This is a genomic window from Vibrio sp. 11986-1-5, assembly GCF_963878025.1.
GTDB classification, from domain to species: Bacteria; Pseudomonadota; Gammaproteobacteria; order Enterobacterales; family Vibrionaceae; genus Vibrio; species Vibrio injensis.
In genome coordinates, this window is sequence record NZ_CAWNVW010000011.1 from 335,278 (window position 1) to 361,272 (window position 25,995).

Consider the following 25,995-nt stretch of genomic DNA (forward strand, 5'->3'; position numbering starts at 1 on the left):
AATTTTTCTATTATCCGCTCGGTCAGTAAAATTATTTTTCTAGAGAAGAGATCAAGGCTTGAGCAAACTTCTCTGCGATCACTTTTCTTTGGGCCAATGCCACATTTTGGTTAAGCACGTTAGTCGCGATGTTACCAGCAATCATTAACGTAAGTTCCGAAGACGCATTATGTTTATCAAGCACGGCAGCGATTTCGGTTAGGATAGTTTCAACTTGTTCGTTACTGTATTTCGATGTAATAGGCATAAAGACTCTATAGATGATAGTAAAAGCGGCTTATGATAACCTACTATGCCTGACAACTGAAACCAGTACGATGATTATTTCACTATGAGTTTGCACCTTTCCAATGTCATTTTGCATCAATTATGCAAAAACGATAACGATGAGTTAATGGTTAATTACCGGACTCAATCGCTTGATAATGATACCTCAACCGAAAACTTAGTTTCTGAGCTACATCGCGTGTTTAATGCAAAAGCAGGAAAAGGCTTTGGCTCTTTTAAAGCGGACAGTGATGTACAACGCTGGTTACAGGCGTTGCGAAAAGGAGAACAAGATTTTTACACTTTCTCACAACAAAGCGCCGAGCGTCTTAAACAAGAGTTGATTAAGTATCCTTTTGCTGACGAAGGTATTTTGGTGTTGGCGGAATACCAATCTTTAGCGACTCACTATTTGTTTATTGGTTTATTACCGCTCAATCAAAGCTTAAAAGTGACAGAGGGTTTAGACATCAGCGCTACTGATTACCTTGATATCAATAAAATGGATATTGCTGCGCGGGTCGACTTGTCGAGCTTTGAAACGGATAAATCTTCTAATCGCTATCTGTCTTATATTAAAGGGCGAGTCGGGCGTAAAGTGTCTGATTTTTTCTTGGATTTTTTACAAGCGGAAGTCGGACTTGATCCGAAACAGCAAAATCAAGTGTTGATGCAAGCCGTAGAAGATTTTTGTAGTGATGCCAAACTTGAAAAAGAAGAAGCGATTAACTACAAAAAACAGGTCTATGACTACTGTAATGACCAGATAAAATCCGGTGACGAAGTTCAAGTTAAAGAGTTATCAAGTGAGCTACCTGCCAGTCATGAAGGGACCAGCTTCTTGGAATTTACTCGTGAGCATGGTTACCAACTGGAAGAAAGCTTTCCTGGTGATCGCGCAATGGTACGCAAACTCACCAAGTATGTAGGGGCTGGTGGTGGATTGAACATCAGCTTTGATAGCTTGTTAATGGGGGAACGTGTCTTTTATGATCCGGAAACGGATACATTAACCATTAAAGGTACGCCACCAAATTTACGCGATCAGCTAACCCGAAAGGGTTAACCATCTGATGAGTATTGGTTTGCTCATGTATTGATAGAGTGAGCAGTCGATACCGCTAAAAACAAGGAGCACATAATGTGCTCCTTGTTTTTTTTGGGGCATTAGTGACGGCAGCCTTAAACCGATTGACGTTGAACCACAACCTCTTCGTCAGTTAACACCTCATTCGCCGTCGCAGTTGGCTCACATTTGTCGACAAACCATCCCATATAAGAGGTAAAAATCGTAACAATAATGCAAACAAAGCTTAGCCACATGAATGGCGCATAAGATAAGGTTGCGACGCCTAAGATACTGGCCATATAGATACCATTATCACTCCAAGGCACCATCCCAGACGTTAGCGTGCCACCAAACTCGGCATTACGTGACAAATTTTTACGTTGATAGCCTAATCGGTCATAATTTTTGGCACAAATTTTTGGTGTCAGGATAAGTGAAACATACATCGCGGAACCAAATACGTTGCCCATAAAAGCCGTACCAATGGTACTGGTTGCTAATGAACCGCTATTGGTGACTCGGCGCTCAAACAATTTAGCAATCGTTTCGAGCACACCGACTTTATCCAGTAGACCACCAAAACCGAGACCAAAGATGATCACTGCAACCGATCCTAACATCGAAGACATACCGCCTCGGTTAAGGATAGAGTCAATAAAATCAACCCCCGAGGTAATGCTAAATGGAGCCCAAGCAGTATTAAAGGCGGGTAAGAAATCGACTTCTTGGATCATGACTGCCCAGATAATACCTAACAATGAACCAAAGCTAATCACAGGAAACGAAGGCATACGCAAGGCGAGTAAACCAAGAACGATCAGCACAGGAATGAAAGAGTAAGGGGTTATATAAAACTGGGTTTCCATTGCGGTGATGACCGACTGCACTTGTGACATATCGACGTTACCAGCGTAATGAAAACCAAATAGAGTAAACATGATGCCAGTAATCACATAACTGGTCAGAGCAATCGGTAGCATACCTTTAATGTGTTCCATCACTTCGACGTTCGACATCGAAGACGCCAGAATCACCGAGTCAGACAGTGGTGACATTTTATCGCCAAAATAACAGCCCGATAATACTGCGCCAGCGGTGACGGGAGCAGGAACGCCAAGGCCTTGGCCAATGCCCATCATCGCAATCCCAGCCGTGCCTGCCGCTCCCCAAGATGTTCCTGTAGCCAGTGCTGTTAAAGAACAGATCACCATCGTGGCAAGCAGGAAAATAGAAGGGTGAATGGCTTGTAGGCCATAGTAGATAATGGTTGGTACAATACCGCCAGCAATCCAAGTACCGACTAAAGCGCCGACGGCAAGCAGAATTAATACCGCTCCTAAACCGTTAGATATACCGGTTAACGCGGCTTTTTCCAGCTCTTTATACTGGTGTCCTAGGCGAACTCCTAATCCCATAATGATAAACCAGCCAATATAAAGTGCTAATTGAATGGGTAAATCAAGTTGAGCGGTAAAAGAAAATGCTAATAATAAAAACAGCCCCAGTGCCACAATAACTTGCAACAAACTGGGTAAGCGTGTGGGGGCTTGTGTCATGTTTAGAACCTCGAGTTCGATGATATTACCAAGGAGAGGTAAGCATCCTTATTATTTGGCTGCGACTTTACATGAAATGTTGTTACATATCGAACTTAAAGCGAGTTGTTGTGATTTGTATCAGTTAAAAACATTACTGTAGTGTTAAATGTTGTTTTTTGGAAACATTAATGAAATGAAACAGTTTGTAGCATGAAATTATTGTGTTGCAAGATCTGAGTGATTAAGTGAAGTTTTAATTAATAAACGCTAAAAAACGCCAAGTTAGACTTTTTCGGGGCTTGAACTTAAATCGACGATAAAGCACAGTAGATAACATGACATGCTATTACAGCCTTTGCAGGGCGATAGTTGATTTTTTATTTGAACACACGGAGAAGTAGTGCGATGAGAGTAGGTTTAGTCGGTTGGCGTGGTATGGTTGGCTCAGTATTAATGCAGCGGATGGTCGAAGAAAGAGACTTCGATGTTATTGAGCCAGTATTCTACAGTACGTCACAAATTGGCATTGCAGCCCCTAACTTGGGGAAAGACGCTGGAATGCTGCAAGATGCCTATGATATTGACAGTTTGAAGCAGTTAGATGCCATCATCACTTGTCAGGGCGGTGCCTATACGGAAAAGGTTTATCCTGCTTTACGCCAAGCGGGATGGAAAGGGTATTGGATTGATGCGGCCTCTACGTTACGAATGGATCCTGAAGCGATTATCACTCTTGACCCTGTCAATTTAGCGCAGATTCAGCAAGGCATTCATCAAGGAACGACGACGTTTGTTGGCGGCAACTGTACGGTTAGTTTGATGCTGATGGGATTGGGTGGCTTGTATGAAAAAGGCTTGGTTGAATGGACCAGTGCAATGACTTATCAGGCGGCGTCTGGGGCAGGAGCACAAAACATGCGTGAATTAATTTCGCAAATGGGTGTGATTAACGATGCGGTTAGTTCGGAATTAGCCAATCCTTCAAGCTCGATTCTAGATATTGACCAAAAAGTAGCAGAAACTATGCGTTCGGCGTCGTTTCCTACTGATCAATTTGGTGTGCCTCTCGCAGGTTCATTAATTCCATGGATTGATGTCAAACGTGACAATGGACAAAGTAAAGAAGAGTGGAAAGCTGGCGTTGAAGCCAACAAAATTTTGGGCTTACAGAATACTCCGATCCCAATTGATGGTACTTGTGTTCGTATTGGTGCGATGCGTTGTCACTCACAAGCGCTGACGATTAAATTGAAACAAAATATCCCACTTGATGAAATTGAAGAGATTATTGCCTCTCATAACCAATGGGTAAAAGTTGTACCCAATGAACGTGATATTACTGCACGTGATCTGAGTCCGGCGAAAGTCACTGGAACGTTATCGATCCCTGTTGGGCGTTTACGCAAAATGTCGATGGGGGATGATTTCCTGAATGCCTTTACGGTCGGTGATCAACTATTATGGGGAGCGGCGGAGCCACTTCGTCGTACATTACGAATCATTCTGGCGGAGAAGCAATAAGTCTGCGCTAAGTGATCAAACCATACTTCGTCAAGCGAAAGCGCCTATGTGCTTTCGCTTTTTTATGTATTTTGATGGCTATTCAGTGAATTCAGTTAAGTCAAACCGGGGAATAAATTGCGCAAACCGTTAGCAATAAACTCTATACCGAGTGCGCCAAGAATCAGTCCCATGATCCGAGTAATCACGTTAATACCTGTTTGACCGAGTAAACGCACAATGTAAGGTGCGGAGCGAAACAGCAACCAAGAGCCGAGACTAAAAACGACAATAGTCAAAGCAATACCTACGGTATCAAACATACTTGGATAACGTGAGCTATAGACGATGGTTGAACTGATTGCTCCAGGTCCTGCCATTAAAGGCATCGCCAGCGGAACAACACCAATCTGTTCTCGGCTGATGTACTCTGATTTTTCTTGCTTGTTTTGCTTATCCTCACCCAGTTTTCCGCTCATCATTGAAAAAGCAATGCTCAGTAGTAGTAAGCCACCTGCCACTCTGAATGAATCCAGTGAGATACTGAACATATCGAGTAGAACTTGCCCTGCAAGTAAGGCAGTAATTAAAATCACAGCTACCGCAATATTGGCTGTGGCTGCAGTTTTGTTCTTTTCTTCCAACGTCATATGGCTGGTTAAAGACACAAAAATAGGCATGATGCCAACCGGGTTAACCGCGGCAACCAGTCCTAGAAAAAATTGCAGGAAAATGGCGAGTTCAAAATGCATGAAAACAGTCTCTGACGATGAGTAAAGTAGATAGGCGAGGATAATGTATGTTAATCGAAACAAAATCACGAATGAAAAAAACTAGTTCATGGCTCTGATCATGATTAAGAAAAACTAATCATGGGATCATTGTGATAATACATTGTTGCAAATAATGCAGTCGAAATCGGTTTTTAATAGTGAATTGTTAACATCAACACAGTTTCTGTAAAAAAACATTCAGCGGTTGGAGAGTTGCTGAAGAGTCTATATACTCAAACTGGCACATAAAACATTGGCTACAGATAGTGATGTTGTACAAAAATGAAACTTTTTTACAAAATGTTGTACTTTTTCTAGTTTATTGTGTTTGATAGCCTCTTTTTTAATCATGTGTTAATTTGTTGTTTTTCTTTGTTAATTCAACTTCTTATGTGTTTTTTTCTGCTTGTGTTTCTTGGGCGGTATCAATTAGTTTTTGAGAACTGATCTGAGTCAATTTTTTTCAAACCGTGAAAGATTATACTCAGTTCTGAAAGCAATTTACTAAGTCTGTCGTTACTTAAGCTCTTGTGAGACCAAAATAAAATTGAGAGACAGCAAGCTTAATAAAGAGTTTTTAACATTTTTCTATTTTAGGAGATCCACTATGCCGGTAACTAATTTGGCTGAACTTGATGCTCTTGTGGCTCGCGTTAAAGCGGCACAAGCAGAATTTGCAACTTACTCTCAAGAGCAAGTTGATAAAATTTTCCGCGCAGCATCTTTAGCCGCAAACCAAGCTCGTATTCCTCTAGCGCAACAAGCGGTGGCAGAATCAGGCATGGGTATTGTTGAAGATAAAGTGATCAAAAACCACTTCGCTTCAGAGTTTATCTATAACAAATACAAAGACGAAAAAACCTGTGGTGTACTTGAAGAAGACGAAAGTCTAGGCACGATGACGATTGCAGAGCCTGTTGGTATCATCTGTGGTATTGTCCCAACGACTAACCCGACTTCAACCGCGATTTTCAAATCACTCATCTCTTTAAAAACGCGTAACGGCATTATTTTCTCGCCACACCCACGTGCTAAGAACTCAACCAACGATGCGGCTAAATTAGTATTAGATGCTGCTGTTGCTGCGGGGGCCCCTAAAGATATTATCGGCTGGATTGATCAACCATCCGTTGAGCTTTCTAACGCACTGATGAAACATGAAGGTATTGCGCTAATCCTTGCTACTGGTGGTCCAGGCATGGTTAAAGCAGCATATTCTTCTGGTAAGCCAGCTATCGGTGTTGGTGCTGGTAACGTACCTGTTGTTATTGATGAAACAGCGGATATTAAGCGTGCAGTTGCGTCAATCTTAATGTCGAAAACGTTTGATAACGGCGTAGTGTGTGCTTCTGAGCAGGCAGCCATCGTTGTGAGTGAAGTGTATGACGAAGTAAAAGAGCGTTTTGCTAGCCACAAGGCTCATGTTCTGAGCAAAGCAGATGCAGATAAAGTGCGTAAAGTATTGCTGATCGATGGTGCTCTGAACGCGAAAATCGTCGGTCAACCTGCAGCCGCTATCGCTGAAATGGCTGGCGTTAAAGTACCAGCTGATACAAAAGTATTGGTTGGTGAAGGTTTGGGTAAAGTTTCGTATGAAGACGAATTTGCTCACGAAAAACTGTCTCCAACACTAGGTTTGTTCCGTGCTGACAACTTCGAAGACGCGGTTGCTCAAGCGGTGACCATGGTAGAAATTGGGGGTATTGGCCATACTTCAGGTCTGTATACCAACCAAGATACTAATGCTGATCGCATTCGTTACTTCGGTGACAAAATGAAGACAGCCCGTATTCTAATCAACATTCCAACTACCCACGGCGGTATTGGTGATTTGTACAACTTCAACGTAGCACCATCGCTAACTCTTGGTTGTGGTTCTTGGGGTGGTAACTCTATCTCTGAAAACGTTGGTCCTAAGCACTTAATCAACAAGAAAACTGTTGCGAAGCGAGCTGAAAACATGTTGTGGCACAAACTACCTAAGTCTATTTACTTCCGTCGTGGAAGCCTACCGATTGCTTTGAGTGATCTTGAAGGTAAGAAGCGTGCGTTCCTCGTGACTGACCGTTTCCTATTCAACAACGGTTACGCTGATGAAGTTGTTTCTCTGTTGAAAGCCCAAGGTATGGAAGTACAAACGTTCTTTGACGTGGAAGCCGATCCAACGCTATCTGTGGTTAAGAAAGGTGCCGAAGCGATGCAAAGCTTCCAACCTGATGTGATTCTTGCTCTTGGTGGTGGTTCACCAATGGATGCTGCGAAGATCATGTGGGTGATGTACGAGCATCCAGAAACTCACTTCGAAGAGCTTGCTATGCGCTTTATGGACATCCGTAAACGTATTTACAAGTTCCCTAAAATGGGCAAAAAAGCGGAGTTAGTGTGTATCACTACAACGTCTGGTACAGGTTCAGAAGTTACGCCATTTGCGGTAGTAACCGATGATAAAACGGGTGCTAAGTACCCACTAGCCGATTACGAACTCACTCCTCACATGGCGATCGTTGATGCTAACCTAGTGATGAATATGCCAAAATCACTAACAGCCTTTGGTGGTTACGATGCAGTGACTCACGCTCTAGAAGCTTATGTTTCTGTATTGGCGAATGAGTACTCAGACGGTCAAGCTCTGCAAGCGCTGAAGATGTTGAAAGAGTATCTACCATCAAGCTACAAAAATGGCGCTGCAGACCCAATCGCTCGTGAAAAAGTGCACAACGCTGCAACAATTGCTGGTATTGCTTTTGCTAACGCATTCTTGGGTGTGTGTCACTCAATGGCTCATAACATTGGCGCTGAGTTCCATTTACCACACGGCTTGGCAAACGCGTTATTGATTTCTAACGTGGTTCGTTACAACGCTAATGATAACCCAACTAAGCAAACCGCATTCTCTCAATACGACCGTCCTCAAGCACGTCGTCGTTATGCAGAAGTGGCGGATCATTTAGGTCTAAGTCAAGCGGGTGACCGTACTGCACAGAAAATTGAGCGTTTATTGACTTGGTTAGAAGATCTGAAGAAAGATCTTGATATCCCAACTTCAATTCAAGCCGCTGGTGTTAATGAAGCTGATTTCCTAGCGAAATTAGATGATTTATCAGTACGTGCTTTTGATGACCAATGTACAGGCGCTAACCCTCGTTACCCATTGATCACTGAATTGAAAGAAGTATTGTTTACTTCTTACTACGGTAAAGCTTTTGTTGAAGGTGAAACCTTCGAAGGCACGACCGTTATCAAGAAAAAAGATGACCAAAAACCAGCAAAGAAAAAGTAAGCTGAGTTAATGGGAAGTTTTCGCTAGCACGATACTTCTCGAATTGAATCAAGACCCTATCATAATTTATGGTAGGGTCTTTTTTTGTGGCAATCTGAGAAAGTTTTGTGAATGATTAATCTGATCAATAATCAATATACCGACCGATTAACGCAGCAATAGCCGTGACGAAAACGATGAAAATCTAGGGTTGCGTCACCATTTTAGCTCTATATAATGGCCTTCAGCTCAGAAAGCTTGATGAGTATCAAAAAATGAAGAGCAAGATAAACAACTTGCCAAGAACACTCAATTTGAGTTTTTTTCCTTTGTTCAGAGTGATAAATAGCAAACCTCTACAGACCTACAACTGTATGACTAATTTTCTCAGTGTGACTCGTCGTGCTGATCCCTGATTGTTACCATTTGTTTGAGGATAGTTATTGTGACACGTATTATTGTTGTCGGTGGAGGCGCAGGTGGACTTGAATTGGCCACTAAGCTAGGTCGAACATTAGGGCGAAAGAATCGCGCTAAAATCACTTTAGTGGATCGTAATTCCAGCCATTTATGGAAACCACTACTTCATGAAGTCGCAACGGGATCTTTGGATGAAGGTGTCGATGCTCTAAGTTACCGTGCTCATGCTAAAAATCACTGTTTTGAGTTTCAACTCGGTAGTCTAGAAGCGATTGATCGTGATGCTAAACGGATCACGTTGAGTGAACTGAGAGACGAACATGATGAGCTGTTAATGCCAAAACGTGAACTGGAATATGATCTTCTGGTATTAGCGATTGGCTCGAAGTCTAATGATTTCAATACGCCTGGAGTGAAAGAACACTGTATTTTCCTTGATAGTCCTGAACAGGCGCATCGTTTCCGTACCGAAATGAATAATGAATTTTTAAAGCTGCATGCGAAAAATGGTCAGGGAACGGTCGATATTGCGATTGTTGGTGCTGGAGCCACTGGGGTGGAATTATCCGCTGAATTGCATAATGCCGTGAAAGAGTTACACAGCTACGGCTTTGGGGACTTAGATTCCAGTAAACTTAATGTCAATTTAATTGAAGCGGGTGAGCGTATTTTACCAGCATTACCGCCACGTATTTCTGCTGCTGCACACAGTGAACTCACTAAATTAGGAGTTAATGTTCGCACCACGACAATGGTCACTAAAGCTGAAAAAGATGGTTTAACCACTAAAGATGGTGAGAAAATCATGGCAACGATCATGGTTTGGGCGGCAGGCATTAAAGCACCTGATTTTATGAAAGATATCGCAGGGTTAGAAACGAATCGCATCAACCAGTTAGTCGTTAAAGATACCCTTCAGACAACGCGTGATGACGATATTTTTGTGATTGGTGATTTGGCCCAGTGTACGCAAGCGGATGGTAAGTTTGTCCCGCCTCGTGCTCAAGCTGCCCATCAAATGGCTTCACAAGCGTTCAAAAATATCGTTGCTAAACTGAATGGCCGAGAGCTAAAACCTTATATCTATAAAGACCATGGCTCTTTAGTCTCGCTGAGTCGTTTTTCTACCGTAGGTAGCTTAATGGGTAACCTAACCAAAGGCTCAATGATGGTTGAAGGTCGTATTGCGCGTGTGGTTTATATTTCTTTATACCGTATGCATCAAATGGCTTTACACGGTATTTTTAAAACTGGGCTAATGATGTTGGTGGGAAGAATTAATCGCGTCTTACGTCCGAACTTAAAGCTGCATTAATCAACCGTTTTGTTGTCTCTGTCTCTCATAAACTGGAGAGACAGGAAAGGTATAAGTGATGAATCCATCCCGCTGAGACAGACATCATGTTCAGCGGGATGATTGTTATTAGCGTGATGAAGAGTGACTATTTATTTCAGCCAGTCGAGATTGGCTCTGGAATAATTGAAAAAACCAGTCCTGCTTTTGGTTGACCATGGAAAATAAACCGATTTTGGGCAAGACATTCATGCTTCGCACCACACGCTTTAGCGAGCTGTTGGCTAGGGATATTGTTCGGATCACAGATAATTTCTAAGCGAGTCAGTTTGAGCTGGGCAAAACTCCATTCTATCAAGGCGGACAGTGCTTCTTTGGCGAACCCTTGTTGTTGATGTTCGTCTCCTATCCAATAGCCTAAACTCGCCATATTAAACGTGGTAGAAAATTCATTAATCGCCACCATACCAACGAGTTGCTGCGTTGCTTTATCGATCACCACAAAGCCATAGGCATCCGCTTTTATCCAGTTTAATCGTGTCGCCAGAATAAACCGTTCAGCATCTTGTTGGTTAAAGTGGGCATGACACCAATCAATCCATTGATGTAATGATGGCGAGTCTTGGATCAACTGTGCAAAATCAGCGGCTTCATCAATCGATAAAAGGCGCAATTGCACATGTTGAGTATTGATTAAGAATTCTGGACTCATGACAGATTGCCTCATTTTCACTGTGTGTCTTTGCCGTTGAATTCTCTATCGTGCTATATAACAACTCAACGCCCATATAGGGCGTTGGATAGGATTATTGGACTCGGCGGACTTGGATAATGATACCCATAAGAGGGTGGTCCAAATAATGGGTTTCACCACTGCGCATACGGCGTTTTTGATCGAGACGATAACTTTTCAAGAAAGATTGTTTTTCCATCGTTGGCGATATAGCAATGAGGTGCCCATCTTGCACAGTGGTGCGTGTATCTTGGTTGAGTTCATCTAAGTCAAGAGAGGGATCTTGAATGATGACTTCACGCACACTCGGTTTTTTTAAATCAAAATTTGCCTCGGCAAACAGAAAGTGCTGGACATAAATTTGTAGGGTGCCATCAAGCCCATACAGCGGTGGAGTGATGGTCTGCTCGACTACATCATCAATTGGGCGGTATTGCTGAGTTTGTGCGACTCGTTCACTGCCGTCAGGATTAAACTGGGTTGAGTAGTCTTTCCCCGCTTGAATATGAAAGACCGGTGCTGAAGCTCGCCCTTGATCCCCTTGACGCCAAGCAGTATGTAATAATACTTGAAAGCCGGCATGATTGCGTAAACGCTGAGCTTGATCAGTCAGTTGATAATCCGATTGAGAGAGCATACGTACGCCTTTACTTTGCCGATATTGAGCATCACTCAGGTTGCCGGCACGCGAGAGATTAATCTCAGGCAACGTATCCGGCCATGACTCTTGCGTTTTCTCCGCGTCAATTGCACGTTGGAAGATGATCACTTCAATATCGAATTGTCGCTGCGCTAGGCTGGGCATGGCAACGAGCAAAAGCAGTAGTGGGATCAGTTTTTTCATTATGACTCCGTCAATGTGCTGGGCACGTGTTTGATTCTATTGAGCCTACCATTAGGCAACGGGTAATAGATTGTGCTGGAATTCTTGCAGCATGTCTGTAACAAATTGAATTCTTTCTCTTCTATCAACCAGTGGAAGGATAAACTTCAATTTAGTCGGACCTTCCATCGCAAATTGTTTCGGTTGTGCATGGAGTAGTTTAACCAAAAACATCGGATTAATGTCAGCGTTAGGGTAGAACTCAATATACCCGCCTTTCTCATGCGCTTCGATTTTACGAATTTTAAGTGCACCAGCTTTGAGTTTCAGTTGGGCAATGGTCAGCAAATTCAAAGCCGCATCCGGCAGTTTACCAAATCGATCGATTAATTCGACTTTAAGTTCTGCCAATTCAGTATCATCGGCGACACTGGCAATTTGTTTATACAGTGATAAACGGCTGTTGATATCAGGGATATAATCATCAGGCAGCAGTGCTGGGATTCGTAGCTCGACTTCACTTTGTTCACGCAGTAGATCATCCAATGATGGCTCTTTGCCTGATTTCAAGGCTTCAACTGCTTGTTCCAGCATCTCCATATATAAGCTAAAACCAATCGATTGAATTTGGCCACTCTGTTCATCGCCGAGTAACTCACCAGCACCGCGAATTTCTAAATCGTGGGTTGCTAAGGTAAATCCTGCGCCGAGATCTTCAAGTGAAGCTATCGCCTCTAAGCGTTTTAGCGCATCTTTGGTCATCGCTTTAGGATGTGGGGTTAATAGATAAGCGTAAGCTTGATGATGAGAGCGACCTACTCGTCCGCGTAATTGGTGTAATTGAGCTAATCCAAGAGTATCGGCGCGATTAATGATAATGGTATTCGCGGTTGGTACATCTATCCCCGTTTCAATGATGGTGGTACACACCAGTACGTTGTAACGCTGATGATAAAAATCATTCATGATTTGTTCGAGCTCACGTTCACGCAACTGTCCATGGGCGACGGTGACTCGAGCTTCAGGGATAAGCGCTTCCAAATCGGCGGCAACTTTTTCGATGCTTTCGACTTGGTTGTGTAAAAAGTAAACTTGACCACCACGCATGATCTCTCTCAGCACCGATTCGCGAACAACACTGTCTTCATGTTGACGGACAAAGGTTTTAATCGCTAAGCGTCGAGCGGGCGGTGTCGCAATGATCGATAAATCGCGCATACCACTCATCGCCATGTTTAATGTCCGTGGAATCGGTGTGGCCGTTAACGTTAAAATATCTACATCGGCACGCATGGCTTTGACTTTTTCTTTTTGACGGACCCCAAAGCGGTGTTCTTCATCAACGATTAATAGCCCTAAATCGGCAAAGGTGAGATCACTGGAGAGCAGCTTGTGTGTACCCACGACAATATCGACTTTGCCTTCGGCAACGTCTTGCATGATCTGCTTTTGTTCTTTGGCTGATTTAAAGCGTGATAGCACCTCGACACGGATCGGTAAATTGGCAAAACGGTCGCGGAAATTTTCAAAATGTTGCTGAGCTAATAAAGTTGTGGGTACTAAAATAGCCACTTGCTTATTGTTATCGGTACAAACAAAAGCGGCGCGCATCGCGACCTCAGTTTTACCGAAACCGACATCGCCACACACAAGTCTATCCATCGCCTTGGCTTGACACATGTCCGAGAGTACCGCATTGATGGCCATCGCTTGGTCGTCGGTTTCTTCAAAGGGAAAGGTGGCTTTAAAGGTGGCGTATTGGTCACGATCCAAACGGAAGGGATACCCTGGTTTCAGTTCGCGTTTAGCGTAGACATCAAGCAGTTCAGCGGCCACATCACGGACTTTTTCTGCCGCTTTCTTGCGTGCTTTAACCCAGCTTTCTCCCCCCAGTTTATGGAGCGGTGCGGATTCTTCTGCACCTCCGGAATAACGGCTGATTAAGTTCAGTGATGAAACGGGAACATAAAGCTTGGCTTCATTTTGATATTCAAGGGTAACGTACTCGGTAGTAATGCCGCCTGCTTCGAGGGTTTGCAAGCCTAAGTAACGTCCAATACCGTGGTCGATATGCACGACGGGTTGTCCCGGTTTTAACTCGGCAAGGTGGCGGATCACCGCATCACTATTGGTGGATTTACGTTCTTTCTTTCGACGTTGAACTACTCGAGCTCCGAGTAAATCAGCTTCACAAATTAAGGCAAGAGATTGATCAGTGAAAATCGCCCCGCGTTCGGCAGCGCCGATCACCAAGGCCAATCGTTCGGCACTTTGCCATGCTTCGGCAAAAGAAGTGAATGCGGTAGGGCGTAACTTAATTCGTTGCAACAGTTCGAGTAGTGCTTCGCGTCGTCCTTCAGATTCAACCGAGAAAATAATCTTACCGGTAAATTGCTCGCTAAATTGACGTAAGGCGGCAAGCGGTTCTTTATTTTGCTGTTGAATGGCTAAATCAGGTAACGCGGTAATGGCTAAGTTACTTCTACCCGCTTTTTCGGTAATGGGTTCGATGGAAAGTTGCAACTGAGCAAAATTTTTCGCACGCGCGAATAAATCGTCTTTTTTTAGCCACAATTCGTCAGGGGCGAGTAAGGGACGTAACGGATCTATGTTCCGTTGATCATAACGATACGCGACATCAGCGAGAAATTGGTCGATAGCGCTTTCAACCTGACCTAGCAGAATTAATTGGCTTTGATCCGGGAGGTAATCAAACAGTGTCTCGGTGTGTTCAAAAAATAGCGGTTGCCAATATTCAATCCCTGCTGGCCACGTGCCTTTAGAAACCTGCATGTAGATAGATTCAGGCTCACGACGGGCATCAAATCGTTGCCGGAAACGGGCACGAAATGCTTCTATAGCTTGCTCGGTGGTCGGAAACTCATGAGCAGGAAGCAGGCGGATCTGGTCAATTTGCTGAATAGAACGTTGATTTTCTGGATCAAAAATTCGAATGGTATCAATTTCATCATCAAAAAAGTCAATCCGATAAGGGGAGTCACTGCCCATAGGGAAGAGATCCAAAATTGACCCTCGACTGGCGTACTCTCCTGGACCAAACACTTGATCTACATGACGATAACCAGAGTTTTCTAACTGAACACGCAATTTAGCTAAAGAGAATCGGTCGCCTTGTTTAATCATCAAGGTATGTTGCAGTAAGAAATCCCGAGGCGTTTGGCGTTGTAATAAGGTACTGACGGGAACGACAGTGATCCCGCTACCTAAAGAGGGCAACTGATATAAGCGAGCGATGCGATCCGAAATAATCTCTTGATGAGGTGAAAAATTATCGTAGGGTAAGGTTTCCCAATCAGGAAATAAGCCAACCGGGGCTTGACTGAATTGCTCTAGCTCTTGAACCAGTTTTAATGCTGTCTGTGGATCGGGTACCGCTAATAAGGTATGGCTTGAGTGACGATTAGCACATTCAGCGATGGTTAGCGCGAGACTGGCACCAGGTAAATTGCCCAGTTGCTTCTTATCCCCAGCACCACGTAGGTGTGGGAGTGTTAATACAGTTTTTGTCATCATTATAGAGTAGGTCGTTATGGTTTTTCTCGATCTAAAGAGCGTTGACGCAACAGTTTTTGTTGGCAATAAAGCGCAGCTTTAATGAGGAGATCTTGGTCATTATCACGCAGTAGGGTATATCTGACGCCAATAATCGTGGAGTTTGCATCCGTTTCACAATCGATAACTTCGCCATAACAATAAATGGCCGCTGCGGGATGCTCTAGGAATAATTTAATGCGTAACGGAGTGCCTAAGGCGAGGGTTTGTTCGGCTCTATAGGTAAATTGACTGGCTCCAAACGACAAGGTTGAGGCTCGTTGAGTGGGGTCGTCTTGCTGCGCGAGCATAAAGCTAAGCAACAGATTTAGCTTAGAGTTTTGTGTTTCTAGTAGTTGGATAAGATGCTTAAAATCGCTATTTTTGAGTTCGAGTCGCGCAGCATCGTTTAAATGGTCGAGTTGGCTAAACTCACTAGCAACGACGAAAGGCGCGGGAATTTCCGCCTCAAAATCGATCTGAGAAGGCAAGCTAAAGTTAGCCGCTAACGGCTCTATGTTAATCGTCAGTGCGTGATATACCGAAAAAAAGTCTTGGTCAGTCATATTGGTTTTCCTTCTCACCTCTGTTGATTATCGTCATAAAGAATCAGTAATCAAGCAAAGTGACGGTTTTGTTGTAAATCAATCAGCGTGATGGCAAACAAATCTTACCGCCATTTTTGTTGTGATAACGGCGTTTAACAAAGATTTGGCAAAGAAAAACTACAACCTTGGACCGATTCTCGTTACAGTAGCGGCCTATTATGGCTTTGGTTTGTATTATGTTTCATCCTATTTCGATATTTATCGGTTTACGCTATTTACGTGGACGTTCAGGTGACCGATTCAGTCGGTTTGTCTCTTATATGTCAACCGCTGGGATCACGATTGGTGTGATGGCCTTAGTGACGGTATTGTCGGTGATGAATGGTTTTGAATCACAGTTGAAAAATCGTATTTTGGGGGTTTTACCACAAGCGGTGATCGGACAAGCACAGGAAAAAACCCAATGGCAAGCACAAGCCCCAGATTTTGTTCGTGATTTATCTACTTACAAAGCGCCACAACCGATTGTGAGAAGCGAAGCGGTGGTGCAAAGCTCGTGGCAATTATCGGCGGGGTTATTGGTCGGTGTGGTTCCGCAAGCGAAGGACCCGATCGCTGACTATCTGATAGCTGGTCGACTAACTGACCTACAACCGGGCTCCTATCGTGTTTTCTTAGGTCACAGCCTTGCTCGCGATCTCAATGTTTCTGTTGGCGATACGGTTCGCTTAATGGTGACTCGCGCCAGTCAATTTACTCCGTTAGGACGCATTCCTAGCCAACGCAATTTCACGGTAGCTGGATTGTTTAATACCGGCTCTGATGTTGATAGCCAACTGATGATCACTCATTTACGAGATGCTGGCCGGTTACTACGTTTCGACGATGATACGATTTCTGGTTGGCGACTGTTTATGGCCGACCCTTTTGATGTGGCAACGTTGTCGACGACTGCTTTACCTGACGGTTGGCATTGGAGCGATTGGCGTGAACAGCGTGGCGAGTTATTTCAAGCAGTCAGAATGGAAAAAAACATCATGGGTTTAATGCTGGGACTGATTGTTGGGGTAGCTGCGTTTAATATTATCGCCGCTCTAATTATGGTGGTAATGGAAAAGCAGGCGGAAGTGGCTATTTTAAAAACTCAAGGTATGACGGATCAACAAATTCTGGCCATTTTTATGGTGCAAGGCGCGAGCAGTGGAGTGATTGGAGCGGTCGTTGGTGGGGCATTAGGCGCTCTACTGGCGAGTAACCTTAACAATATCATGAGCACATTAGGCGTCGCTTTATTTTCATTAGGCGGGGAGTTGCCCGTGGTGATCAATCCGATACAAATTGTGGTGGTGGTATTGTTGGCAATACTGCTCAGTTTTTTAGCCACTTTATTTCCTTCTTATCGCGCATCTAGAGTTAAACCCGCTGAGGCTTTACGTTATGAATGATCTTTTACGCTGTCAGCAGCTTTATAAAATCTACCAAGAAGGTGAGTTGCAGACTCAAGTGTTGAAAGGGGTGAGTTTTTCGATGCAACGCGGTGATCTGGTCTCGATCATTGGTTCTTCTGGCTCAGGAAAAAGTACTTTATTACACATACTTGGTGCGCTGGATGAAGCGAGCAGTGGCGATGTTGAATTTCTTGGTCAGCCATTGCACCAACTGAGTTCAAATAAACAGGCCAAGATGCGTAATCAACATCTTGGTTTCGTGTATCAGTTTCATCATCTGCTTGCTGATTTTACGGCGTTGGAGAATGTCGCGATGCCACTATTAATTGGCGGTAAAAAAGTCAGCGAAGCGAAACGCTCGGCTCAGGCTTTGTTGGCGAGAGTAGGGCTGAGTCACCGTTTGCAACATCGTCCTTCAGAGCTATCGGGCGGAGAACGGCAGCGTGTCGCGATTGCTAGAGCCTTAGTCAATCAACCAGACTTAGTGCTGGCTGATGAGCCCACTGGCAATTTGGATCATACTACGGCACTGGCTATTTATGATCTGATGCGTGAATTAAATCGTGAGTTTAATACGGCTTTTTTAGTGGTGACTCATGATGGCGAATTGGCAGCGAAGATGGATCGACAACTGCATATGCAAGATGGCCTATTGCTTAACGTTGCGGAGGCATAATGTTTGCTGATTTGGCGCTAGTAATAGGCGCGCGTTTTAGCCGAGCTAAACAGCGGAATAAGCTGGTGTCGTTTATCTCTTTATCTTCGACATTAGGCATCGCTGTAGGGGTTGCAGTGATTATTATTGGTTTGTCGGCGATGAATGGCTTTGAGAGAGAGCTACAACAACGTGTATTGTCGGTCATCCCTCACGGTGAATTCGAAGGCGTGCGTGGGCCAATCGAACATTGGCCTGATATCGTCCAAAAATCGACTCAGCATCCTCAAGTCCAAGCGGCGGCACCATACGTGAAGTTTACCGCATTGGTCGAGCGAGGTGCGCAGTTAAAAGCCATAGAAGTACGAGGGGTGGATACGCAAAGAGAGCGTGCTGTATCTCGACTGGCTGACTATGTTACCCCTGGAGTATGGGAAGCTTTTGTTCCTGCTCAACAGCAAGTTATTTTAGGCAAAGGTGTTGCCGATCAACTACAAGCGGCGGTGGGGGATTGGATTACTTTGCTGATCCCAAGTAGTCATACTGGGCAGGCAGTCCAAGCGCCGAAAAGAGTGCGGGTAAAGGTTGCTGGGTTGCTGGAATTAAACGGTCAAATCGATCATAGCCTTGCGTTGTTGCCTTTAGAAGACGCTCAGCAATACAGCAATTTAAACGACAACGTCACGGGGGTGTCAATTAAAGTCGCCAATGTTCTCAAAGCCAATCAAATTGTTCGTGAAGTGGGCAATACGCTAGAAGAGTACGTCTATTTACGTAGCTGGCAACAAAAGTATGGCTTTCTGTACCGTGATATTGAAATGGTTCGTACCATCATGTACTTAGTCATGGTGCTGGTGATTGGAGTGGCGAGCTTTAATATCGTCTCTACTCTGATGATGGCAGTCAAGGATCGTGCCTCAGAGATCGCTATTTTGCGCACCATGGGGGCTAATGATCGCTTAATTAAACGTATTTTTGTTTGGCAAGGCGTATTTTCTGGTGTTATGGGTAGCGTTGTGGGTAGCATTGTGGGGGTGTTTATGGCTTTAAATTTAACGCCGATTATTCAGAGTTTAGAAACTTTATTGGGCCATCAATTTCTTTCAGGGGATATTTATTTTGTCGATTTCTTGCCTTCTCAGCTTGAGTGGTCAGATGTCCTGCTGGTTTCAAGTACCGCGATTATTTTGAGTTTACTGGCGACTTGGTATCCAGCCTCTCGCGCCAGCCGTTTGCATCCTGCTGCGGTTCTAAGCAGTAAATAACCCCGTTATTCCCTTCGTTAATAAAAAGAAAAAGGACCTAATGGTCCTTTTTCATCTTTTGTATACTGCTGGTTACTCAGAAAAATGTTGTGTCACTCGCACGATGATTCGCTAAAGCTGCACAGTCACGAACAAAATCAATATGGTTTATTTTATCGTATTGGTAACGCGACGCTTTTGCCAGCTGCGCACAACAGAATAGCGCCATAAACCCCGAATACCAAAGTAGCCTAATAGGCCTGCGACAATACCACAGACTAAACTGCCCAACAAAAACGGTGGACCAATAGTATGCATTTGATGGTGAAGGAATTCCCACGTTAATTCAAAATGAAAGGGCTGTGGAGGAGTATTCATTAACCAAGCGCCGACTTTATAAGAGAAATAAAAGATAAATGGCATAGTGATCGGGTTAGTGATCCATACCAAAGCAACGGCAAGAGGTAAGTTCACGCCACAAATAATGGCCACGCCAGCAGACATGATCATTTGGCTAGGTAGCGGCACAAAGGCCATAAATAAACCGACTGCAAATGCACCAGCAGCAGAGCGTCTATTTAAACACCATAGATTCGGGTTATAGAGGACGGAGCCAAAAATTTGTAATGCCTTTTGACGCTTAATAACAGCGTGATCAGGCATAAAACGTTTAATAAACTTTCTTGGCATAAGGAAACATGGCTCTCTTATCGAATTACTGGACGCTGGCTTCGTTCTCGTTAACGATACTCTCTGCCCCATTTTGGCCTTGGATGCCCAAATGGCCGATTATCATTGGCATTGTTGTTGTATTGATGATGAGTCTCGTGACACGCCGAGGCAGGGGATGCATCGGAATTGCACTGGCCTTAGTGTTGATAATAACACACGGAAATAAAGTAACTGCACAGTCCAATAATATCTTACAATTTGCCACAGATATTACCATAAAAGGTGTCGCTGACAGCTTTTTTACTGCAAATCGTTACGGTTTTAGCGGCTCTTTTGTGGTGAGATCAATTAATGGTCAATCTTTACCCCGATTTCTGTCTCCTACGGTACGTTTAAATTCCCCGATTGCTTTACAATTGGGTGACCACGCTCAATTTGTGGTCCAGGTAAAGCCAATTTATGGACGATTGAATGAAGTCGGATTTGATCAAGAGGCGTTTTTTCTGAGTCAAGGCTGGATAGCACAGGCGAACGTTCGTCCTCATACCCCTCACCAAATCATTCCAAGTTCTAGCCTCAGGGCGATATTTTTTCAACAGATTGAACAACGAACGCGATCTAGTGCGGTTCAAGGCTTTATTTTAGCCCTCACTTTTGGTGAGCGTGGTGGGATTACTGAACAGCAGTGGTTAGGATTACGCAATAGCGGTTTAATCCATCTTACTGCGATTTCAGGGTTACATATCGGTATGGCATTTGGATTCGGCTATTTGTCAGGTGGCATGGGTAGCCGTCTTTTGATAAAAGGCTTATGGCTGCCTTTTATTTGCGGTGGATTGTTTGCGCTTGGTTATGCTTGGCTGGCAGGTTTTACGCTACCGACTCAGCGAGCATTGATGATGTGTTGGTTGAATATCCTTTTAGTCATGTTCAATGTTCGAGTGACAGCTATTCAGCGGCTATTATTAACGTTAGCTGCGGTATTGGCCTTGGATCCCTTCGCTTCATTAAGCACGAGTTTTTGGTTGTCTTTTTTAGCAGTCAGCTTTGTCATTTACCAAGTCTCCGTCATCGATAGCCGATGGTCGCTATGGAAGAAAGTGCTTACTGGTCATCTATTGTTAGTGATGCTAATGGCTCCGGTGACGGCTTACTTCTTTTCTGGCATTAGCCTTTATTCCGCGCTTTACAATCTTGTGTTTATTCCTTGGTTCAGCTTTGTGGTGGTCCCCCTACTGTTCATCGTATTGTGTGCTAATGCGTTGATAGCCGATCATATCCAGTGGCTTTGGACTTGGGTTGATACTGCTTTAATGCCCTTTAGCTGGTCGTTACGTTTTGCTGAACACGGTTGGTTATCCGTTAATCAAGCGTGGCAATATGGTTTGTTGGCCTTATTTTTAGTGATGATGTTACGGCCACTGTTGACAGCGCGATCTCTTATTGCGATTGGGTTACTTTTTAGCGCTACTTGGTTAACGATACAACCGAAGGCTTACTGGCAAGTGGATATGTTGGATGTTGGACATGGCTTAGCGATGGTCATTGAACGTAACGGACGTTATGTTTTATACGATACGGGGAGCAGTTGGCATGAAGGCAGTGTGGCGACATCACTGATTATTCCGTTATTAACTCGGCGTGGCGGATTAAATGCTGTTGATGGGCTGATCATTAGCCATAGTGATAATGATCATGCGGGAGGTGTTGTCGATATTCAATCTCGGCTGAAACCAGCTTGGATTCGCGCTAGTTACCACAATGAACATTTCTCTCCGTGTATTCAAGGTGAATTCTGGCAATGGCAAGAATTGACTTTTGAAGTCGTGTGGCCACCTCGTTTAGTTGAGCGCGCTGATAACCCTCATTCTTGTGTGGTTCGTATGGTTGATCAGCAGTATGGGCATAGTATGTTATTGACGGGTGATGTGACGGCGATTGGTGAGTGGTTACTCAGTCGGGACGCGTTATTAGATAGTGATGTGTTAGTGGTTCCTCATCATGGAAGTCAAACTTCCTCTACACAAGCGTTTATAGAAAAGGTCAATCCACAGTTGGCGATTGCTTCATTGGCGAAAGGTCATCGATGGCGATTACCTCACCCAGACGTTGTGGCACGTTATCAATCTTTAGACGTTCCATGGCTTGATACAGGAGAAGCTGGACAAATAACACTCCGTTATCATGGACCTCATCGTCAGATTTTAACTTTACGAGAAGGTCGAATCACGCCTTGGTATAGGCAGATGCTACGTAAAGAGGTAGAATGAAGCTAATTTTTAATATCGATAAAGCAGCTTTATGTCACTCAATTCTGATGAAACAACTTGGCAAACCTTTAAGCGTCTTTGGACTTATATTCGTCTTTATAAAGCAGGGTTGGTTCTAGCAACGATTGCTTTAGTGATCAACGCTCTCTCAGATACTTACATGATATCTCTTATCAAACCATTACTTGATGAAAGTGGGTTTGGCGATAGTGACTCTGGTTTTTTGCGAGTATTACCTTTTATTATTTTAGCTGTCATGTTTATCCGCGGTTGTAGTGGTTTTATTTCTACATATTGTCTAAGTTGGGTGTCTGGTAATGTTGTGATGTTGATGCGTAGGCGGATTTTTGATCAGTTTATGCATATGCCAGTGAGTTTTTTTGATCGTGAGTCTACAGGTAGATTATTATCTCGGATCACTTACGATTCTGAACAAGTCGCGGGGGCCACGAGCCGAGCGATGGTCAGTATTGTTCGAGAAGGGGCAAGTATTGTTGGGCTATTGGCTTTAATGTTTTGGTATAGTTGGCAGCTTTCTCTGGTTTTATTGGTTGTTGCTCCAGTAGTTGCTATTGCTATCCGAGTAGTATCAAAACGTTTTCGGAAAATCTCCAAAAATATGCAAACGACCATGGGACATGTCACTTCGTCTGCAGAACAGATGCTTAAGGGCCACAAAGTCGTTTTAAGTTATGGCGGTCAAGAGGTTGAGAATAAACGTTTTGATAAAGTCAGCAATCAAATGCGTCAGCAGACCATGAAATTGGTCTCTGCTCAAGCGGTGGCTGATCCGGTTATTCAATTAATCGCTTCTCTTGCTCTTGTTGCTGTTTTGTTTTTAGCGAGCATTGATAGCATTCGAGCTGAGCTTACAGCTGGTTCTTTTGCCGCTATTTTTACTGCAATGTTTGGTCTGATGCGTCCTTTAAAAGCGCTAACGAATGTAACGTCAGAGTTTCAAAGAGGGATGGCGGCAACACAAACGTTATTTGCTTTAATGGATCTTGAAACAGAACGTGATAACGGTAAGTTTGTGACAGATAAAGTGCGTGGTGATGTTGCCGTAAAAGATGTCTCTTTCACTTATCAAGGTAAAGAAAAGCCCGCATTATCGCATGTGAGTTTTACCATTCCTCAAGGTAAAACCGTTGCCCTCGTCGGACGTTCTGGTTCGGGCAAATCAACCATTGCTAATTTATTTACCCGTTTTTATGATGTCGATTCTGGTGCCATCTACCTTGATGACCACGATATTCGTGATTATAAGCTAAGTAATTTGCGACAACATTTCGCTTTAGTTTCACAAAATGTTCATTTATTTAACGACACTATAGCCAATAACATCGCTTACGCGGCACAAGAGCAATATAGCCGAGAGCAAATAGAGGAGGCTGCTCGCTTAGCTCATGCGATGGACTTTATACAGCATTTACCACAAGGTCTAGATACGGTTATTGGAGAAAATGGTGCTAGCCTTTCTGGTGGCCAACGTCAGCGTATTGCGATTGCTCGCGCTCTGTTACGTGATGCCCCTGTGCTCATTTTAGATGAAGCGACTTCTGCATTAGATACTGAGTCGGAAAGAGCGATTCAAGCCGCGCTTGAGGAATTACAGAAAAATAAAACCGTGTTAGTGATTGCTCATCGCCTTTCAACGATTGAACAAGCTGATCAAATTTTAGTGGTTGATGAAGGTGAGATCATTGAGCGCGGAAATCATGCCGATCTCATTAAACAAAATGGTGCGTATGCGCAATTGCACCGTATTCAGTTTGGCGATTAACCCGTGATAGACAAATTATGGTTTGGACGCCATCCGCTCTATTTTTTGCTTTGGCCACTGTTGTGGCCTTTAAGTCGATTGTTTTATCTGATTAGCAGTCGTCGTCGACAGGCCTTCTTGTCGGGTAAAAAAGCGCGTTACCGAGCCCCAGTGCCTGTGCTCGTTGTCGGTAATATTACCGCTGGTGGTAATGGTAAAACTCCCGTCGTGGTTTGGCTCGTTGAGCTATTACAACGTCAAGGCTATCGACCGGGCGTGGTTTCAAGAGGTTATGGCGGTAAGGCGGCTCAATACCCGTTATTGGTTACCGCGCAAACTTCACCGGCGGAATGTGGTGATGAACCTAAGCTGATTTATCAACGTACAGGTGCTCCTGTGGCCGTCGACCCGATACGTGCGCATGCGGTTCAAGCATTGCTCAGCCAAGGGGTTGATCTTATTGTTACCGATGATGGTTTACAGCACTATGCGTTGGAACGAGATATCGAATTTGCGGTTGTTGATGGAGCTCGCCGATTTGGTAACCAACAACTGCTTCCGTTGGGGCCATTACGCGAACCTGTCGGACGTTTACAGCAAGTCGATTTTGTGATCAATAATGGCGGAGAACCGGTTATGGGTGAACTTGCCATGACACTCAAACCCAGCTTAGCGGTTAATGTTATCAGCGGAGAGCGCATTGATGTTGCGGCCCTGAGCCGTTTAGTGGCTTGGGCTGGAATTGGTCATCCAGCGCGTTTTTTTAATACATTACAACAATTAGGTGCCTCTCCAATTCTTACCCATGCGTTTGCCGATCATCAAGCGTTTGATGCAATGACACTACGCAAGCTATCCAGCCAAGGTAAGAATGTGATCATGACGGAGAAAGACGCCGTTAAGTGTACGGCTTTTGCAGAGAAAAATTGGTGGTATTTACCCGTATCGGCTGAGATTTCACCCTCTGACCAACAGCGCATATTAGATAAAATTAAAGAGGTTATGGATCATTATGGATCACCGTCTGCTTGAAATTGTGGCTTGTCCTGTATGCAAGGGTAAGTTAACTTACGATAAAGGTAATCAGGAACTGATTTGTAAATTAGATCGTCTTGCTTACCCAATAAAGGAAGGCATTCCAGTACTGCTCGAACCTGAGGCTAGAAGTATGAAAATGGATGAGGGGCGTTAATGTCATTTACGGTCATCATTCCTGCTCGTTATCAATCGACTCGTTTGCCGGGCAAACCGTTGGCTGATATTGGTGGTAAACCAATGATTCAGTGGGTCTATGAGCAAGCATTGCAAGCTGGAGCTGAGCGGGTGATTGTCGCTACTGATGATACCCGAGTCGAACATGCGGTCCGAAGTTTTGGCGGGGCGGTATGCATGACATCAACGGATCATCAATCTGGTACGGAACGTCTAGCTGAAGTGATTGCTTTAATGGGAATTGACGATGAGCATGTCATTGTTAACGTACAAGGAGACGAACCCCTCATCCCGCCAGTGATTATTCGCCAAGTCGCGGAAAACTTAGCGTCAAGCCAAGCACCAATGGCGACTTTAGCAGTTGAAATTGATGATCCACAAGAAATTTTCAATCCTAACGCCGTTAAAGTGGTGACTGATCAACAAGGCTATGCGTTGTATTTTAGTCGTGCGAGCATTCCATGGGATCGCGATAATTTTGCTCTTGAGCCCAAGGCGATTACTCAGCCATTAATGCGCCATATTGGCATTTATGCTTATCGAGCAGGGTTTATTAATACCTACATACACTGGTCACCAAGTGTATTAGAGAAAATCGAAAATTTAGAGCAGCTACGGGTACTATGGTACGGTGAAAAAATTCATGTGGCTGTTGCGCTCGAAGCGCCGCCAGCTGGTGTTGATACACCTGAGGATTTAGCGGCGGTGCGTAAGCTCATCGGATAAAGTTGGAACATGACCACATTGTTCTCATTGTATACCCAAACAACTTGGAGTTGCAGGTAAGCGGCAAGTAAGTGAATCCCCATGAGCATAGGCAAACTATGTGATTGGGGTGAACGAGCGTAGCCAACACCACTGCAGCTTCAAGTAGGAAGGGTATAAGTCATCGTAGCAAGAGATTGAGATAGCTCAGCCTTGTAAAATAGTAAGCCCCATTGGTTGATGGGGCTTAT

The 25,995-nt window shown here is 44.1% G+C and carries 20 protein-coding genes; 12 read left to right on the plus strand and 8 right to left on the minus strand.

All coding sequences use genetic code 11. The features are described 5' to 3' along the window. Positions 1 to 31: 31 nt before the first annotated feature. Positions 32 to 247, minus strand: coding sequence for a YejL family protein (locus AACS00_RS04530; RefSeq protein WP_072669715.1), 216 nt, complete (start codon positions 245 to 247; stop codon positions 32 to 34). Positions 248 to 331: 84 nt separating this feature from the next. Between AACS00_RS04530 and yejK the strand changes: the two genes are divergently transcribed. Continuing rightward, positions 332 to 1,333 (plus strand): nucleoid-associated protein YejK, encoded by a 1,002-nt coding sequence (gene yejK, locus AACS00_RS04535; RefSeq protein WP_110166633.1) that lies wholly within the window; start codon positions 332 to 334, stop codon positions 1,331 to 1,333. Positions 1,334 to 1,449: 116 nt separating this feature from the next. On the opposite strand, the gene nhaC is transcribed toward yejK, so the two are convergent. Next, positions 1,450 to 2,892: a Na+/H+ antiporter NhaC gene (gene nhaC / locus AACS00_RS04540; protein ID WP_110166634.1), complete on the minus strand. Its 1,443-nt coding sequence runs from the start codon at positions 2,890 to 2,892 to the stop codon at positions 1,450 to 1,452. Positions 2,893 to 3,279: 387 nt separating this feature from the next. On the opposite strand from nhaC, the gene asd reads away from it, so the two are divergent. After that, the gene (asd, locus tag AACS00_RS04545; protein WP_110166635.1) at positions 3,280 to 4,395 is read left to right on the plus strand and encodes an aspartate-semialdehyde dehydrogenase; all 1,116 of its coding nucleotides are present in this window, start codon (positions 3,280 to 3,282) and stop codon (positions 4,393 to 4,395) included. 95 nt (positions 4,396 to 4,490) lie between these two features. Here the strand turns inward: asd and AACS00_RS04550 are convergent, their stop codons facing one another. Then, entirely contained in the window at positions 4,491 to 5,126 is a 636-nt protein-coding gene (locus AACS00_RS04550; RefSeq protein WP_072669711.1) for a YchE family NAAT transporter, read from the minus strand. Between the two features lie 628 nt (positions 5,127 to 5,754). Here AACS00_RS04550 and adhE point away from each other — a divergent pair. Continuing rightward, on the plus strand, positions 5,755 to 8,427 hold the full coding sequence (gene adhE / locus AACS00_RS04555) for a bifunctional acetaldehyde-CoA/alcohol dehydrogenase (protein ID WP_072669710.1): 2,673 nt from the start codon (positions 5,755 to 5,757) through the stop codon (positions 8,425 to 8,427). Between the two features lie 424 nt (positions 8,428 to 8,851). Beyond that, positions 8,852 to 10,141: an NAD(P)/FAD-dependent oxidoreductase gene (locus tag AACS00_RS04560; protein ID WP_072669709.1), complete on the plus strand. Its 1,290-nt coding sequence runs from the start codon at positions 8,852 to 8,854 to the stop codon at positions 10,139 to 10,141. 136 nt (positions 10,142 to 10,277) lie between these two features. Here AACS00_RS04560 and AACS00_RS04565 read toward each other — a convergent pair whose 3' ends face one another. The 4 genes from AACS00_RS04565 to AACS00_RS04580 form a co-directional block, all read right to left on the minus strand. After that, the gene (locus tag AACS00_RS04565) at positions 10,278 to 10,832 is read right to left on the minus strand and encodes a GNAT family N-acetyltransferase (protein ID WP_110166636.1); all 555 of its coding nucleotides are present in this window, start codon (positions 10,830 to 10,832) and stop codon (positions 10,278 to 10,280) included. A 94-nt stretch (positions 10,833 to 10,926) separates the two neighbouring features. Next, positions 10,927 to 11,697: a peptidoglycan binding protein CsiV gene (locus AACS00_RS04570; protein WP_110166637.1), complete on the minus strand. Its 771-nt coding sequence runs from the start codon at positions 11,695 to 11,697 to the stop codon at positions 10,927 to 10,929. 51 nt (positions 11,698 to 11,748) lie between these two features. Further along, the gene (gene mfd / locus AACS00_RS04575) at positions 11,749 to 15,210 is read right to left on the minus strand and encodes a transcription-repair coupling factor (protein ID WP_110166638.1); all 3,462 of its coding nucleotides are present in this window, start codon (positions 15,208 to 15,210) and stop codon (positions 11,749 to 11,751) included. Between the two features lie 14 nt (positions 15,211 to 15,224). Next, positions 15,225 to 15,794, minus strand: coding sequence for a PilZ domain-containing protein (locus AACS00_RS04580; protein WP_110166639.1), 570 nt, complete (start codon positions 15,792 to 15,794; stop codon positions 15,225 to 15,227). Between the two features lie 218 nt (positions 15,795 to 16,012). Between AACS00_RS04580 and lolC the strand changes: the two genes are divergently transcribed. The 3 genes from lolC to lolE are packed head-to-tail and all read left to right on the plus strand — an operon-like array spanning position 16,013 to position 19,144. Then, positions 16,013 to 17,221 carry a lipoprotein-releasing ABC transporter permease subunit LolC gene (gene lolC / locus AACS00_RS04585; RefSeq protein WP_181397459.1) on the plus strand — a complete coding sequence of 403 codons (1,209 nt, stop codon included), beginning with the start codon at positions 16,013 to 16,015 and terminating at the stop codon, positions 17,219 to 17,221. Then, the gene (lolD, locus tag AACS00_RS04590) at positions 17,214 to 17,900 is read left to right on the plus strand and encodes a lipoprotein-releasing ABC transporter ATP-binding protein LolD (protein ID WP_072669700.1); all 687 of its coding nucleotides are present in this window, start codon (positions 17,214 to 17,216) and stop codon (positions 17,898 to 17,900) included. Before lolC ends, lolD begins: the two co-directional genes overlap by 8 nt. Next, positions 17,900 to 19,144: a lipoprotein-releasing ABC transporter permease subunit LolE gene (gene lolE / locus AACS00_RS04595; RefSeq protein WP_110166640.1), complete on the plus strand. Its 1,245-nt coding sequence runs from the start codon at positions 17,900 to 17,902 to the stop codon at positions 19,142 to 19,144. The genes lolD and lolE overlap by 1 nt, the downstream gene beginning before the upstream one ends. Positions 19,145 to 19,291: 147 nt before the next feature. On the opposite strand, the gene AACS00_RS04600 is transcribed toward lolE, so the two are convergent. Then, complete coding sequence (locus AACS00_RS04600; RefSeq protein WP_110166641.1) at positions 19,292 to 19,813, minus strand: DUF2062 domain-containing protein; 522 nt, start codon at positions 19,811 to 19,813, stop codon at positions 19,292 to 19,294. Positions 19,814 to 19,821: 8 nt separating this feature from the next. On the opposite strand from AACS00_RS04600, the gene AACS00_RS04605 reads away from it, so the two are divergent. Genes AACS00_RS04605 through kdsB form a run of 5 tightly spaced genes read left to right on the plus strand, consistent with a single transcriptional unit; the run spans position 19,822 to position 25,765 of the window. After that, positions 19,822 to 22,065, plus strand: a complete 2,244-nt coding sequence (locus AACS00_RS04605) for a DNA internalization-related competence protein ComEC/Rec2 (protein WP_110166642.1) — start codon at positions 19,822 to 19,824, stop codon at positions 22,063 to 22,065. A 31-nt stretch (positions 22,066 to 22,096) separates the two neighbouring features. Continuing rightward, positions 22,097 to 23,848 carry a lipid A ABC transporter ATP-binding protein/permease MsbA gene (gene msbA, locus AACS00_RS04610; protein WP_110166643.1) on the plus strand — a complete coding sequence of 584 codons (1,752 nt, stop codon included), beginning with the start codon at positions 22,097 to 22,099 and terminating at the stop codon, positions 23,846 to 23,848. A gap of 3 nt (positions 23,849 to 23,851) precedes the next feature. Beyond that, positions 23,852 to 24,859 (plus strand): tetraacyldisaccharide 4'-kinase, encoded by a 1,008-nt coding sequence (gene lpxK / locus AACS00_RS04615; protein ID WP_110166644.1) that lies wholly within the window; start codon positions 23,852 to 23,854, stop codon positions 24,857 to 24,859. Beyond that, on the plus strand, positions 24,840 to 25,019 hold the full coding sequence (locus AACS00_RS04620; RefSeq protein WP_072669694.1) for a Trm112 family protein: 180 nt from the start codon (positions 24,840 to 24,842) through the stop codon (positions 25,017 to 25,019). The genes lpxK and AACS00_RS04620 overlap by 20 nt, the downstream gene beginning before the upstream one ends. Further along, on the plus strand, positions 25,019 to 25,765 hold the full coding sequence (gene kdsB, locus AACS00_RS04625; protein WP_110166645.1) for a 3-deoxy-manno-octulosonate cytidylyltransferase: 747 nt from the start codon (positions 25,019 to 25,021) through the stop codon (positions 25,763 to 25,765). The genes AACS00_RS04620 and kdsB overlap by 1 nt, the downstream gene beginning before the upstream one ends. The last annotated feature ends 230 nt before the right edge of the window (positions 25,766 to 25,995 follow it).